Below are 14,610 nucleotides of genomic sequence, written 5' to 3'. Positions count from 1 at the left end.
TGATGCGTGTAGCCCTCTACCAATGCCCACCGCTGCCGCTGGATCCAGCCGGCAACCTGCAACGCCTGCATCAGGTGGCGCTGGAGGCCAGGGGCGCCGATGTGCTGGTGCTGCCGGAGATGTTCATGACCGGCTACAACATCGGCGTCGACGCGGTGAATGTGTTGGCCGAAGTCTACAACGGCGAATGGGCGCAACAGATCGGCCGCATAGCCAAGGCGGCCGGCCTGGCGATTGCCTATGGCTACCCCGAACGCAGCGAAGACGGGCAGATCTACAACGCCGTCCAGTTGATCGACGCCCAGGGCGAGCGCCTGGCCAACTACCGCAAGAGCCACCTGTTCGGTGACCTCGATCACGCCATGTTCAGCGCCGGCGACTCAGCGCTGCCTATCGTCGAGCTCAACGGCTGGAAACTCGGCCTGCTGATCTGCTACGACCTGGAGTTCCCGGAGAACGCCCGACGCCTGGCCCTGGCCGGCGCCGAACTGATCCTGGTGCCGACCGCCAACATGCAACCCTACGAGTTCATCGCCGACGTCACCGTCCGTGCCCGGGCCATCGAAAACCAATGTTTCGTGGCCTACGCCAATTATTGCGGCCACGAAGGTGAACTGCTGTATTGCGGCCAAAGCAGCATCGCCGCACCGAATGGCAGCCGACCGGCGCTTGCGGGGTTGGACGAGGCCCTGATCGTCGCTGAACTGGATCGACAACTGATGGACGACTCCCGCACGGCTTACAACTACCTGCACGACCGCCGTCCCGAGCTTTACGAAGACCTGCACAAACACTGATTGAGGATTGAGAAAGGGCCCTGATCCGCTAGCATGGGCGCATCTTTGTTCTGGAAGCGCTCATGCCGGCCCCCGCCCCCCTCCGTCTCCACACTGAAACCCTGGCCAACGGCTTGCGGGTGACCTTGCGTCATGTCCCAGGCCTCAAGCGCAGCGCTGCGGTACTGCGCGTCGCGGCTGGCAGCCATGACGCCCCCCTGGCCTGGCCGGGCATGGCGCACTTGCTCGAACATCTGTTCTTCCTTGGCTCCGAACGGTTTCCCACCGGTGAGTCCCTGATGGCCTACGTGCAACGGCACGGCGGTCAGATCAATGCGCGCACCTGCGAACGCACCACGGACTTTTTCTTCGAATTGCCTCCCGCTACCTTCGCCGACGGATTGGAGCGATTGGGGGACATGCTCGCCCACCCAAGCCTGGATAAAGCCGATCAGTTGCGGGAACGAGAAGTGCTGCACGCGGAGTTCATCGCCTGGTCCCAGGACACGGCTGCCCAGCAACAGCTTGCCTTGCATGACGGCCTGTCGGCGTCCCACCCGCTGCGGGGTTTTCATGCGGGTAATCGCGACAGCCTCGCGGTGGAGCACGCCGAATTCCAAATCGCATTGCACGATTTCTATCGCCGTTTCTACCAGAGTGGCCAGATGACCCTGAGCCTCGTCGGCCCGCAGAGCCTCGATACCTTGAAAGCGCTGGCGGAACAGTTCGGCAGCCATGTGCCGACCGGTGAAGCGGTCGCCAGATCATCACCGCCAAAACTGATGGCATCTTCCCAAACGAGTTATCGACAGGTCCGCGAAGGTTGTCTCGACCTGCTGTTCGCCTTCGAAACGCTGCCCACCGCCTCGCCCCAAGCCTTGGACTTTCTCTGTACGTGGCTGAACTCCAGCAAACCGGGCGGCTTGCTCGCCACACTGCGCCAGCGCGGCCTGGCCGACAGCCTCAAGGCCACTGCGCTGTATGAATTTGCCGGACAGGCACTGCTGCACATCGAACTCAAGCATGGCAACACTCCCGCAGCGGCGCACATCCAGCCGTTGCTGCACGACTGGTTGGGCTTCTTTGCCGCCCAGGATGCCTGGGGGCCGTTGCGCGAGGAGTTCACCGCGTTGTTGCAGCGTCGGCAGGAGACCGGATCGGCCTTGCAGTTGGCCCGCTGGGACGGTGAAGGACGTGATGAACCGCTACAGGCAAATGACTTGGCGAGACTCAGGGACATCCTCAAGCAACTGCACGCCGCTGATCACGTCGCGGAGCAATGGCAACTGCCCACGCCCAACCCGTTCCTGCAAATGCCAAGCGAAGCGCCTCGCGCCGGGCTGATACGCGGCCAGACCAGCGCCCACCGCGGCTTGCGGACCTTCGCCCAAGACCGCTCCCGAGGCCGGCGGGAACGCTCGCCCATGCAGTTCAGCCAGGCGCTGCCCGACAACGGTCGCGACGGCGCGGTGTACCTGCGCTGGCACCTGACGACCCAGGCACCGCTGGATCTTCAAGCCCGACTCGACCGGCATTTGGAGGACGTACGTGAGGATGCTCGCCAAGCAGGCGTGGACGTCAGTTTCGAACTGTCCGCTCACCAAGGGTTGTTGAAGCTGGTCGGCTTGCAGGCCCCGATGCCGCTGGTACTCGAACACGTTCTGGCGAAGCTTTCACAACCGCTGCCCACGGCTCAGGCCGCCGACGAACCCACACCCATACCGATTCGACACCTGCTCAAAGCGCTGCCGAATCACCACCGGCAATCGCCAGCGTTGCCAATGCCCGACAGCGATCAAGATGTGTGGACAACGGCCCGTTGGGATGGACTGTCCATCGGTCTGTCGGCCGCCACTCAAAGTGCGCTAGGCCCGGCGTTGGCCCGTGTGCCAGGTATCGCCAGCGAGGACATCAGCCTGACTGCCGCGCCGTGCGGGCGACGCATCTGGCATAGGCTCCAGACCCACAGTGAAGAAGCGGCCGTGTTACTGTTTTGCCCCACCACCACCCTGGCGCTGGCCGACGAAGCCGCCTGGCGGTTGCTGGCACAGCTGTGCCAGACGCCGTTCTATCAGCGCCTGCGCGTGGAGCTGCAGTTGGGTTATGCCGTGTTCAGCGGCTTGAAGCAGATCGATGGGCAAACCGGGTTGTTGTTCGGCGTCCAGTCGCCCAGCGTCTCGGCGACGCAATTGATCACCCACATCGAGCAATTCCTGGTCGGGTTACCGGCGCTGATCCAGCAGCTCGATGATGCGTCCCTGGCCGGCCAGCAACAGGCGCTCGCCGCCCAACTCCGGATTGATGCCCTGCCCCGCGCCCAGGCCGCCGAACTGCTCTGGCAGGGCAAGCTGGCTGGCCGCCCGTCGGATTACCTTGAGCAATTGGCCGATGCCATCCTGTGCCTGGACCGCGCCCAGCTAGAGGCAGCCGCCCGTGGTTTGCTCGACGCCGAAGGAGGATGGTGTTGCCTAAGCAACGAAACCTGCCCGAAAGAAGGTTGGCAAGCGGCGCAGTGATCATTGCAGCCGCTGTAATGAGCTTTCTTCGAGATTCGCGGCGAACGAATTTGTCAGATTTAGTAACATAGCCGCCTAAGCATCTGAACATCTCCGAACAGAGGTGGACTATATGTATAGGCCTCACCGTTCCATCGAACCAAGTTCCCCCAACCAAAGGAGTATTCCCATGTCCTGGTCCAAACCCGCATATATCGACCTGCGTATCGGTTTCGAAGTCACCATGTACTTCGCCAGCCGCTGATTGCTGCAAGCGCTTGAGCACGCAGCACTACGCCTCGGCCAGCCGAGGCGTTTTTATTTCGGTTTGCAGATGGAGCAGCCATGTTCGTCCAGATTCTAGGTTCCGCCGCCGGTGGCGGTTTCCCCCAGTGGAACTGCAACTGCGCCAACTGCGCAGGGTTTCGCAACGGCAGCCTGCGGGCCCAGGCGCGTACCCAGTCGTCCATCGCCCTGTCCGATGACGGGGTGAACTGGGTGCTGTGCAACGCCTCTCCGGACATTCGCGCCCAGCTCCAGGGCTTTGCCCCGATGCAGCCGGGCCGGGCCCTGCGCGACACGGGCATTGGCGCGATCATCCTGATGGACAGCCAGATCGACCACACCACCGGCCTGCTCAGCCTGCGCGAAGGTTGCCCGCATCAAGTCTGGTGCACCGACATGGTCCATGAAGACCTGAGCACGGGTTTTCCGCTGTTCAACATGCTGACCCATTGGAATGGCGGGTTGAGCTGGAATCGCATCGAACTCGACCAGAGCTTCACCATCGCCGCCTGCCCGAACCTGCGCTTTACCCCGCTGCCCCTGCGCAGCGCCGCACCGCCCTATTCGCCCCATCGCTTCGACCCGCACCCGGGCGACAACATCGGACTGATCGTCGAAGACCTGCGCACCGGCGGCAAGCTGTTCTATGCCCCGGGGCTGGGCAAGGTCGACGAGTCGTTGCTAACGATCATGGCCGGCAGCGACTGCCTGCTGGTGGACGGCACGATGTGGGACGACGATGAAATGCAACGCCGTGGCGTCGGCACCCGCACCGGTCGGGAAATGGGCCACCTGGCTCAAAACGGCCCCGGCGGCATGCTGGAAGTGCTGGAGCAACTGCCCGAGCAGCGCAAGGTCCTTATTCATATCAACAACACCAACCCGATCCTGGACGAAGACTCGCCCGAGCGGGCTGAGCTTGTACGTCGAAAGATTGAAGTGGCTTACGACGGAATGAGTATTGAGTTGTAGAAAGGGTAGGACGATGGTGGACGTGAGCTTGCGGTTGTATCAGCCAACATTATTGCTGGCTGACAGGACGCATTCGCGAGCAAGCCCGCTCCCACAGAGACCGAGTAAGACTTGATATTTCATGCACCGCAAAACCAATGTGGGAGCGGGCTCGCTCGCGAAAAGGCCAGAACAGGCACCCCAACCGCCAGCGGTTATTCCCCGGAGAACCGAAATGACTGACACCCCCCTGTCCCCCGCCGAGTTCGAAGCCGCCCTGCGTGCCAAAGGCGCGTATTACCACATCCATCACCCCTATCACGTGGCGATGTATGAAGGCCGTGCCACTCGCGAGCAGATCCAGGGCTGGGTCGCGAACCGCTTCTACTACCAAGTGAATATCCCCCTCAAGGACGCCGCGATCCTGGCCAACTGCCCGGATCGGGAAATCCGCCGCGAGTGGATCCAGCGCCTGCTCGACCATGACGGCGCGCCCGGCGAAGACGGCGGCATCGAAGCCTGGCTGCGGCTGGGCCAGGCGGTGGGCCTGGACCCCGATCAACTGCGCTCCCAGGAATTGGTGCTGCCCGGCGTGCGCTTCGCGGTGGACGCCTACGTCAACTTCGCCCGCCGGGCCAGTTGGCAGGAAGCCGCCAGCAGCTCGCTGACTGAACTGTTCGCCCCGCAGATCCACCAGTCGCGCCTGGACAGCTGGCCGCAGCATTACCCGTGGATCGACCCGACCGGCTACGAATACTTCCGCACCCGCCTGGGCCAGGCCCGGCGTGATGTGGAACATGGCCTGGCGATCACCTTGCAGCACTACACCACCCGCGCCGGGCAGGAGCGCATGCTGGAGATTCTCCAGTTCAAACTGGACATCCTCTGGAGCATGCTCGACGCCATGACCATGGCCTACGAACTGAACCGCCCGCCCTATCACACCGTGACCGACCAACGGGTTTGGCACAAAGGAATTACCTTATGAGCTTCGACCGCAGCCAAACCCCACATTGGCGCCCCGGCTATCGCTTCCAGTACGAACCGGCCCAGAAAGGCCATGTGCTGCTCTATCCTGAAGGCATGATCAAGCTGAACGACAGCGCTGCGCTGATCGGCGGCCTGATCGATGGTGAACGGAATGTCGCGGCGATCATCGGCGAGTTGGCGAAGCAGTTCCCCGACGTGCCGGAACTCGGTGACGACATCGAGCAATTCATGGAGGTCGCCCGTGCAGAGCACTGGATCACGCTTGCCTGAAAAGGCCACCGTCGGTTTGCCGCTGTGGCTGCTGGCCGAACTGACCTATCGGTGCCCGCTGCAATGCCCGTACTGCTCCAACCCGCTGGACTTCGCCGAACAGGGCAAGGAGCTGAGCACCGAGCAGTGGTTCAAGGTGTTTCGCGAAGCCCGGGAGATGGGCGCCGCGCAGCTGGGTTTCTCCGGCGGTGAGCCGCTGGTGCGCCAGGACCTGGCCGAATTGATCGGTGAGGCGCGCCGGCTGGGCTTCTACACCAACCTGATCACCTCTGGCATCGGTTTGACCGAACAGAAAATCAGCGACTTCAAGAAAGCCGGCCTGGACCATATCCAGATCAGTTTCCAGGCCAGCGACGAGCAGGTGAACAACCTCCTGGCCGGCTCGAAGAAAGCCTTCGCGCAGAAACTGGAAATGGCCCGGGCGGTGAAGGCCCACGGCTATCCGATGGTGCTGAACTTCGTGACCCATCGGCACAACATCGACAAGATCGACCGCATCATCGAGCTGTGCATCGCCCTCGAAGCTGACTTCGTCGAGCTCGCCACCTGCCAGTTCTATGGCTGGGCGCAGCTCAACCGCGTCGGCCTGCTGCCCACGCGGGAGCAATTGGTGCGTGCCGAGCGCATCACCAATGAATACCGCGCCAAGCTGGAAGCTGAAGGCAACCCGTGCAAGCTTATCTTTGTCACACCGGACTACTATGAGGAACGCCCCAAGGGTTGCATGAACGGCTGGGGCAGCATTTTCCTGACCGTCACTCCGGACGGCACGGCACTCCCCTGTCACGGCGCCCGACAGCTGCCGGTGCAATTTCCCAACGTGCGCGACCACAGCATGCAGCACATCTGGTACGACTCGTTCGGCTTCAACCGCTTCCGCGGTTATGACTGGATGCCCGAACCGTGTCGCTCTTGCGATGAAAAGGAAAAGGATTTCGGCGGCTGCCGCTGCCAGGCGTTCATGCTCACGGGCGATGCCAGCAATGCCGACCCGGTGTGCAGTAAATCCGAACATCACGGGGTGATTCTAAAGGCGCGCGAAGAAGCCGAGCACGCCACACAAACCATTGAACAGTTGGCCTTTCGCAATGAACGAAACTCGCGCCTCATCGCTAAATGCTGAGCCTTTCAGCGCCACCCAGGCCGTAGCCGCCGGCACCGACTTCGCCGAACTGCAGCTCGGGCCTCTGGGCTTGTTCTGGAATGAGTACCGCCCCGCGGATGGCGCCTGCCGGATCTGGCATTGGCAAGACGCCAAGGCTCGCTGCCTGACGCCGGACGGCTTCAGCGCCCGCAGTCGGGTCTATGAATACGGCGGCGGGTCGTTCTGCCTGAGCAACGACGGCGTGCTGTTCGTCAACGAGGCCGACCAACAGCTGTACCACCAATCCCTGAGTGATGGGCGCCCCGTAGCGCTGACCTCGGGCGAGTGCCGCTATGGCGACCTTGCCTTCGCCGACGGCCAGGTGTTGGCGGTGGAAGAACAGGCCAACCAGCATCGCCTGGTGTCGATCGGGTTGGCGGATCGTCAACGGCATCTGTTGGCCGAAGGCGCTGATTTCTACGCGGCACCTACGCTGAGCCCGGATGGCCAGCGGCTTGCCTGGATTGAATGGAGCCGTCCGCATCAACCCTGGACAGCAACGCGCTTGATGCTGGCCGAGCGCAATGCTTCGGGCTGGAGTGAGCCGCGCTGTGTGGCCGGCAGCGGTGAAGAAGAGTCTATCCAGCAACCGCGCTTCGACGCGGCCAGTCGCCTTTACTGCCTGACTGATCGCGGGGGTTATTGGCAGCCCTGGATGGAATCGGCCCAGGATTTAGAACCATTGCCCGCCGCCGCAGCCGATCATGCCCCCGCGCCATGGCAGTTGGGTGGTTGTACTTGGCTGCCACTGGACGAACACACCTACCTGGCAAGCTGGACTGAAGCGGGTTTCGGACGCCTGGGCCTGTGCCGCCGTGACGATGCCAGCGAAGACTTCACCGGCACCTACAGCCGCTTTCGCAGCCTGGCGCTGGATGAGCGGTTCATCTACGCCATCGCTGCCTCGCCGACCAGTCCATCGACAGTCATTGCCATCGAGCGGCAGCGTCATGAAGTGGCGGTGCTGGCCGGCGGTGTCGCGCCGTTGCCCATCGAACAGATCAGTCGCCCCCAGACCCTGCGGTATCCATCCGGGTCAGGTGAGGCCCACGGGTTCTTCTACCCGGCCAAGAATGCAGCCGCGAAGCCGCCCTTGGTGGTGTTCATTCACGGTGGTCCCACTTCGGCCTGTTACCCCCTGCTCGATCCGCGTATCCAGTACTGGACCCAGCGTGGCTTTGCCGTCGCCGACCTCAACTACCGCGGCAGCAGCGGCTATGGCCGGGCCTACCGCCAGGCGTTGCATTTGAATTGGGGCGTCGTGGATGTCGAGGACGCCTGCGCGGTGGTTGCTTACCTGGATGAACAAGGCTTGATTGACAGCCGTCACGCGTTCATTCGCGGTGGCAGTGCCGGTGGCTACACGACCCTCTGCGCCTTGGCGTTCCAGGATGTATTCCGCGCCGGCGCGAGCCTCTATGGCGTGAGCGATCCTGTCGCCCTCGGCCGGGCCACGCACAAGTTCGAAGGTGATTACCTGGACTGGCTGATCGGCGACCCGCAACAAGACGTCGAACGCTACCGCGCCCGTACTCCGCTGTTGCACGCCGGGAACATCCGCGTGCCGGTGATCTTTTTCCAGGGTGAACTGGACGCCGTGGTGGTGCCGCAGCAAACCCGCGACATGGTCACCGCTTTACAGGCCAACGGCGTGGCGGTCGAGACGCACTACTATCCGGATGAACGCCACGGTTTTCGCAAGGCGGCGAACCAGGCGCATGCCCTGGAGCATGAGTGGTTGTTCTATCGCAAGGTGATGGATGGCTCCACATAGGAGATGCCAAACCAATGTGGGAGCGAGCCTGCTCGCGATAGCAATGGTTCAGTCAACATCCCTACAGACTGATACACCGCTATCGCGAGCAGGCTCGCTCCCACAGGGCTTTCAACAACTCTTTAAATTTGCGCCAGGTTCTCAGCGCTTGGCGATGATGTACACCGCGTGCACGATGCCGGGAATGTAACCCAGCAGCGTCAGCAGGATATTCAGCCAGAACGCCCCGCCAAAGCCCACTTGCAGGAACACCCCCAGTGGTGGCAGCAGGATGGCGATAATGATGCGAATGAAATCCATGGATGACTCCCCTGATCGATGATGGCCAAATTGCCCTATAGCTCATTGACCCCAGACCGCTCGTCAGGGTTCAGTGGGACGCATACAGAAGCAGCCCCAAGGGTTGGACACCTGCAAGAATAAAAACGCAGGCAAAAGAAAACCCCGCCGAAGCGGGGCTTTGCAGACTGTTTCCCTGACATCCATTTCACTCCGCCGTCCTGGCAGAATCCTACGTGTCCGTGTTGTTACTTTTGCGCGTCCTGCGCTACGTCCATGGAAGCTAGGTTAGCCCTGGATCCAATTCGCCGATAGAGGGAAAACACCGGCACGTTGTGTAAGCAAATACTTACACAATGTCATCGTTTCAGAACTGGCTGGCTTCCAGCAGGAACAGCGACTCGCTGCCGGCCTTGACCGACGCACTCAAGGAATGAATACGCGGCAGCAGGCGGGCGAAATAGAACCGCGCCGTGCCGAGTTTGCTCGCGTAGAAATCCTCTTGGTGTTCCTTGCCCAGGGCCGCCCTGGCCATCAGTGCCCACATGTAGGCATAGGCGGTGTAGCCAAACGCTTGGAGGTATTCCACCGACGCGGCGCCAATTTCGTTCGGGTTGCTCTTCGCCCGGTCCAGCAGCCAGTCGGTCAATTCGTCCAGCGTGTCGACCGCGCTGTTCAACGGCTTGACGAACTCTTCCAGGTCGCTGCTCGCCGTGGCGGTGAAATGGCGAATCTCATCGGCGAACAAGCGGTAGAACGCACCGCCGCTGCCAACGATCTTGCGCCCCACCAGGTCCAGCGCCTGGATACCGTTGGTGCCTTCGTAGATCTGGGTGATGCGCACGTCACGCACCAGTTGTTCCTGGCCCCACTCACGAATGTAACCATGGCCGCCGAACACTTGTTGACCATGGACGGTGGTTTCCAGGCCGAGGTCGGTCAGGAACGCCTTGGCCACCGGCGTCAGCAACGCCACCAAGTCTTCGGCGCGCTTGCGGGTGACCGGGTCTTCGCTGAACTTGGCGGTGTCCAGTTGCATCGCCACGTAGGTGGAAAACGCCCGGCCACCCTCGTTCGAGGCTTTCATGGTCAGCAGCATCCGACGCACGTCGGGGTGGACGATGATCGGGTCAGCGACCTTGTCCTTGTTCTGCGCACCGGTGGGCGAACGGCTTTGCAGGCGGTCGCGGGCGTATTCGACGGCGTTCTGGTAGGAGCGCTCACCGGTGGCCAAGCCCTGGATGCCAACCCCGAGGCGCTCGTAGTTCATCATGGTGAACATCGCCGCCAGGCCTTTGTTCGGCTCGCCCACCAGATAGCCCACGGCTTCATCGAAGTTCATCACGCAGGTGGCGGACGCCTGGATGCCCATCTTATGTTCGATCGACCCGCAGTTGGCCGCGTTGCGCGCGCCCAGGCTGCCGTCGGCATTGACCATGAACTTGGGCACCAGGAACAGCGAAATGCCCTTGGGGCCTGCCGGCGCGTCCGGCAGTTTCGCCAGTACCAGGTGAATGATGTTCTCGGTGAGGTCGTGCTCGCCACCGGTGATGAAGATCTTCGTGCCACTGACCTTGTAGGAACCGTCGGCCTGGGGCTCGGCCTTGGTGCGGATGATCCCCAGGTCCGTACCGGCGTGGGGCTCGGTCAGGCACATGGAACCGGCCCAGACGCCAGCGTACATGTTCGGCAGGTACGTCGCCTTCAGCTCTTCGCTGGCATGGGCATTGATCGACAGGCAAGCACCGGCGGTCAGCATCGGGTACAGGCCGAAGGACAGGCTCGCGGAGTTGACCATTTCCTCGACCTGGGCCGAAACGGCCTTGGGCATGCCCATGCCGCCGTACACCGGGTCACCGCCGACACCGACCCAACCGCCTTCAGCATACGTCTTGTAGGCCTGTGGGAAACCTGCCGGCGTGGTGACGGCGCCGTCCGCCCAGTGGCAACCTTCTTCGTCAGCGGAGCGACTGAGAGGCGCGATGCTTTTGCTGGTGACTTTGCCGGCTTCTTCCAGGATCGCTTCGACCGTTTCAGCGTCCACGGTGTCGGCCAGCACCGGCAATTGGGCCCAGAGTTTCGCGACCTCGAACACTTCATTGAGGACGAAGCGCATATCGCGCAGGGGCGCTTTGTAGTCAGCCATGGCAAACCTCGCAGGATCTAAACAATTGTTCGTAAAAGACGGTTTTTCGCAGTGACCTGAGTGTACCTCAACAACTTTTGCGACACATAGGGTCAACCAATGACTGTTTTGTTATTTTTAGTCATAACCGAAGTTCGAGTAATTTATCGTGGCGAGGGAGCTTGCTCCCGCTTGAGTGCGCAGCGCTCACAAAGAGGGTCTGCTGCGCAGCCCAGCGGGAGCAAGCTCCCTCGCCACAGAGAAATGTTTCAGCCCATCAGAGTGCAAACAACTCCGCAGGCAATTGCATCAGGCAATCACTCCCCGCCTCGATGGCGGCCCGATGAGCGGTCGTACGCGGCAACAGGCGCTTGAAGTAAAACTCGCACGTCGCCAATTTGGCCTGGCAAAAATCACCATTTCCCGTGCCGCTGTCGAGTTGCGCCTGGGCCACCAAGGCCATGCGCAACCACAGGTAGGCCAGGATGATGTAGCCGCTGTACATCAAGTAGTCCACTGAGGCGGCGCCCACTTCATCCGGGTTCTTCATGGCGGCCATGCCAACCCGGGTGGTCAGTTCGCCCCATTGCTGGTTGAGCCCGTCCAGTTGCGCCACGTAATCCTTGAGCTGCGGATGTCCAGCGTTGGCGGCGCAAAATTTATGGACGATTTTGGTGAAGCCACGCAGCAACTTGCCCTGACTACCCAATACCTTGCGCCCCAGCAGATCCAAGGCCTGGATGCCATTGGTGCCCTCGTAGATCGGTGCAATGCGACAGTCGCGCACCAACTGCTCCATGCCCCACTCGCGAATGAAGCCGTGGCCGCCGAAGACCTGCATACCGTGGTTGGTCACCTCCAGCCCGGTGTCGGTCATGAAGGCCTTGCAGATCGGGGTGAGGAACGCCAGCAGGTCCTCGGCTTCCTGGCGGGCGGTTTCGTCCGGGCTCAGGTGGGCGGTATCGAGCAGTTGCGCGGTGAAATAGGTCAGCGCCCGGTTGCCTTCGTTGAAGGCTTTCATGGTCAGCAACATCCTGCGCACATCGGGATGGACGATGATCGGGTCGGCGACTTTTTCCGGCGCCTTGGGGCCGGTCAGCGCGCGCATTTGCAAACGGTCGTTGGCGTATTTGATCGCACCCTGGAAGCTCGCTTCCCCCAGACACAGGCCCTGCATGCCGGTGCCGAGCCGGGCGTGGTTCATCATGGTGAACATGCAGTTGAGGCCCTTGTTCGGCTCGCCGATCAGGAACCCCTTGGCCCCGTCGAAGTTCAGCACGCAAGTGGCCGAGGCCTTGATGCCCATCTTGTGTTCGATCGAGCCACAGGACACGCCATTGCGCACCCCGGCCTCACCCGAGGCGTCGGGCAGGAACTTGGGCACGATGAACAACGAGATGCCTTTGGTCCCGGCGGGAGCATCCGGCAACTTGGCCAGCACCAGGTGGATGATGTTATCGCTCATGTCGTGTTCGCCGGCGGAAATGAAGATCTTGCTGCCGGAGATCGCGTAGCTGCCGTCGGCCTGGGGCACAGCGCGGGTCTTGATGATGCCCAGGTCGGTGCCGCAGTGGGCTTCGGTCAGGCACATGGTGCCGGTCCACTGGCCGGCGGTGAGTTTGCCCAAGTAGGTCTGTTTCTGTTCTGCGCTGCCGTGGGCGTGAATGGCTGACATGGCGCCGTGAGTCAGGCCGGGGTACATGCCCCAGGACGTGTTGCTGGAACCGATCATCTCGCTGATGACCAGGCCCAGGGAGCTGGGCAAGCCTTGGCCACCATAGGCCGGATCCGCCGCCAAGCCGTGCCAGCCGCCTTCCACGTATTGTGCGAAAGCCTGCTTGAAACCTGTAGGCGTGGTGACTACGCCGTTGTCGAAATGGCAGCCCTCTTCATCACCGGAGCGATTGAGCGGCGCCAACACGTTTTCACAGAACCTGGCGCCTTCCTCGAGGATCGCGCTGACCATGTCTGGGCTGGCATCGCTGGCACCCAGTTCGGCATAACGGCCATGGAAATCGAAGACATGATCGATCAGAAAGCGCATGTCGCGCAGGGGGGCTTGGTACTCGGGCATGGTGGTTTTCTCCGGTAGCAGATCGTTCCAACCTACTGCCGGCCACCCAGGCCCACAATCACAGTCCAGACGCTGAATGCGCCGTCATCACTCAACCCGCGGCGGCTTCCATGCGCACCGCGCCACGACGGTTCTGGCCGAACGCGACCACACAGTTACGTCCCGCGCCCTTGGCGTTATACAGCGCCTGGTCGGCGGACTTGAGCACTTCTTCGGGCGTGCGTTGTTCGAGACGTTCCGCGACACCGATGCTGACCGTCACCGATACGCTGGACGCACCCGCGCCGGAGCGACGCTGGCGGCCTTGCTGATCGTCCTGGGGACGGCTGTCGGGATTGCGTAGCTGGATCGCGTATGTCTCGATGGACTGGCGGATGACTTCCAGATGGGGCATGCACTCGTCGATGGTCTTGCCTGCGAACACCAGGGCAAATTCCTCACCGCCGTAGCGATACGCCCTACCGCCACCGCCGATTTTCGACAGTTTGCTGGCGACCAGGCGCAGCACCTGATCCCCCACATCGTGGCCGTGGGTGTCGTTGAATTTCTTGAAATGGTCCACGTCGCTCATCGCCAACACATAGTTACGCCCCAGGCGCTGCATGCGTTCGTTCAGTGCCCGACGGCCCGGCAGGCCGGTGAGTTCGTCACGGAAGGCCATTTGATAGGCCTCGTGGGCGACCGCCGCGGCGATCATCAACATCACCTGGCTGCACATGATGTTCAGGGTGAATGGCAGGATGAAGGTTTTCGGCAACATCCAGAACAACCCGAGCAGTCCCACCAATTGCGCCGCGTGCAACGGCCGGGGGTTACGCCAGTATTGCCAGGCCAGCAGCAGGAACGCGGCGGCGAACATCGGGTAGGACAATTGGATCAGGCTCATCCAGGCGCCGTGCAACGCGGGCCAGCGGATCTCCGAAAGCCACAACAGCAAGGCCTGGGGAAAACTCTGCTCCAGGGCCAGCGCCACGCTGCCGAAAACCAGCAACACCGCGAACCGCGCCACCATGTCCTGGAACAAGTGGGTGCGCTCCTGCCACGCCGCGAACAACCCGAACAGCAGCGGCAACAACAGGCAGACGAGATGGAACACCACCGCCGCGTCTTCGCGCACCTTGCCGTTATCACGATAGAAGTCGGTCTGGGTGTCCAGGAGGAAGTAGGCGATGTACACCGTGACCATCAGAAACAGCTCGCGTTGACGTCGGTAGACGGCGCTATACGCCCCGCCCAGCAACAACACCAGCGTTGGCAGAACGTTGAACAACGAAGTGAAGAAAACGTTGAGATCCTTGACGTAGGCAGCCGCAAGCCCCGCCACCAACAACAGCAACGACGGTAGGAAATGGCTCAGACGTACAGCGGAAAAACGCGGCAAGGGTAAAGCTCCGACCCGGCTGATCAAAGATGGCATTGTGCCTGCAACTGGAACAGTAAGGCACGC

At 61.8% G+C, this 14,610-nt stretch carries 12 protein-coding genes; 8 read left to right on the top strand and 4 right to left on the bottom strand.

The window, feature by feature from the left end; all coding sequences use genetic code 11:
- Positions 1 to 2: 2 nt before the first annotated feature.
- From J3361_RS16825 to J3361_RS16790, 8 genes are all read left to right on the top strand, one after another.
- Positions 3 to 797 (top strand): carbon-nitrogen hydrolase family protein, encoded by a 795-nt coding sequence (locus J3361_RS16825; RefSeq protein ID WP_207965518.1) that lies wholly within the window; start codon positions 3 to 5, stop codon positions 795 to 797.
- Between the two features lie 62 nt (positions 798 to 859).
- A complete protein-coding gene (gene pqqF / locus J3361_RS16820) occupies positions 860 to 3,292 on the top strand; it encodes a pyrroloquinoline quinone biosynthesis protein PqqF (RefSeq protein WP_207965517.1) in 2,433 nt (810 codons plus the stop codon).
- A 169-nt stretch (positions 3,293 to 3,461) separates the two neighbouring features.
- Positions 3,462 to 3,536, top strand: coding sequence for a pyrroloquinoline quinone precursor peptide PqqA (pqqA, locus tag J3361_RS16815; protein ID WP_003177660.1), 75 nt, complete (start codon positions 3,462 to 3,464; stop codon positions 3,534 to 3,536).
- Between the two features lie 80 nt (positions 3,537 to 3,616).
- Positions 3,617 to 4,528, top strand: coding sequence for a pyrroloquinoline quinone biosynthesis protein PqqB (gene pqqB / locus J3361_RS16810; protein WP_207965516.1), 912 nt, complete (start codon positions 3,617 to 3,619; stop codon positions 4,526 to 4,528).
- 214 nt (positions 4,529 to 4,742) lie between these two features.
- Entirely contained in the window at positions 4,743 to 5,495 is a 753-nt protein-coding gene (pqqC, locus tag J3361_RS16805) for a pyrroloquinoline-quinone synthase PqqC (protein WP_186729607.1), read from the top strand.
- Positions 5,492 to 5,767, top strand: a complete 276-nt coding sequence (gene pqqD / locus J3361_RS16800) for a pyrroloquinoline quinone biosynthesis peptide chaperone PqqD (RefSeq protein WP_207965515.1) — start codon at positions 5,492 to 5,494, stop codon at positions 5,765 to 5,767. Before pqqC ends, pqqD begins: the two co-directional genes overlap by 4 nt.
- Positions 5,739 to 6,890 carry a pyrroloquinoline quinone biosynthesis protein PqqE gene (pqqE, locus tag J3361_RS16795; RefSeq protein ID WP_207965514.1) on the top strand — a complete coding sequence of 384 codons (1,152 nt, stop codon included), beginning with the start codon at positions 5,739 to 5,741 and terminating at the stop codon, positions 6,888 to 6,890. The genes pqqD and pqqE overlap by 29 nt, the downstream gene beginning before the upstream one ends.
- A complete protein-coding gene (locus J3361_RS16790) occupies positions 6,856 to 8,685 on the top strand; it encodes a S9 family peptidase (RefSeq protein WP_207965513.1) in 1,830 nt (609 codons plus the stop codon). The genes pqqE and J3361_RS16790 overlap by 35 nt, the downstream gene beginning before the upstream one ends.
- A gap of 141 nt (positions 8,686 to 8,826) precedes the next feature.
- Here J3361_RS16790 and J3361_RS16785 read toward each other — a convergent pair whose 3' ends face one another.
- From J3361_RS16785 to J3361_RS16770, 4 genes are all read right to left on the bottom strand, one after another.
- Positions 8,827 to 8,985 (bottom strand): YqaE/Pmp3 family membrane protein, encoded by a 159-nt coding sequence (locus tag J3361_RS16785; protein ID WP_003177654.1) that lies wholly within the window; start codon positions 8,983 to 8,985, stop codon positions 8,827 to 8,829.
- Between the two features lie 346 nt (positions 8,986 to 9,331).
- On the bottom strand, positions 9,332 to 11,110 hold the full coding sequence (locus tag J3361_RS16780) for an acyl-CoA dehydrogenase C-terminal domain-containing protein (protein WP_207965512.1): 1,779 nt from the start codon (positions 11,108 to 11,110) through the stop codon (positions 9,332 to 9,334).
- A 256-nt stretch (positions 11,111 to 11,366) separates the two neighbouring features.
- On the bottom strand, positions 11,367 to 13,163 hold the full coding sequence (locus J3361_RS16775; RefSeq protein WP_207965511.1) for an acyl-CoA dehydrogenase C-terminal domain-containing protein: 1,797 nt from the start codon (positions 13,161 to 13,163) through the stop codon (positions 11,367 to 11,369).
- Positions 13,164 to 13,254: 91 nt separating this feature from the next.
- A complete protein-coding gene (locus tag J3361_RS16770; protein ID WP_207965510.1) occupies positions 13,255 to 14,544 on the bottom strand; it encodes a GGDEF domain-containing protein in 1,290 nt (429 codons plus the stop codon).
- Positions 14,545 to 14,610 lie beyond the last annotated feature (66 nt).

Origin of the sequence: Pseudomonas sp. OA65, assembly GCF_017498305.1 — a bacterium.
In the GTDB taxonomy this organism is placed as follows: domain Bacteria; phylum Pseudomonadota; class Gammaproteobacteria; order Pseudomonadales; family Pseudomonadaceae; genus Aquipseudomonas; species Aquipseudomonas zanjanensis.
This window is presented reverse-complemented; position numbering and strand designations above follow the sequence as displayed.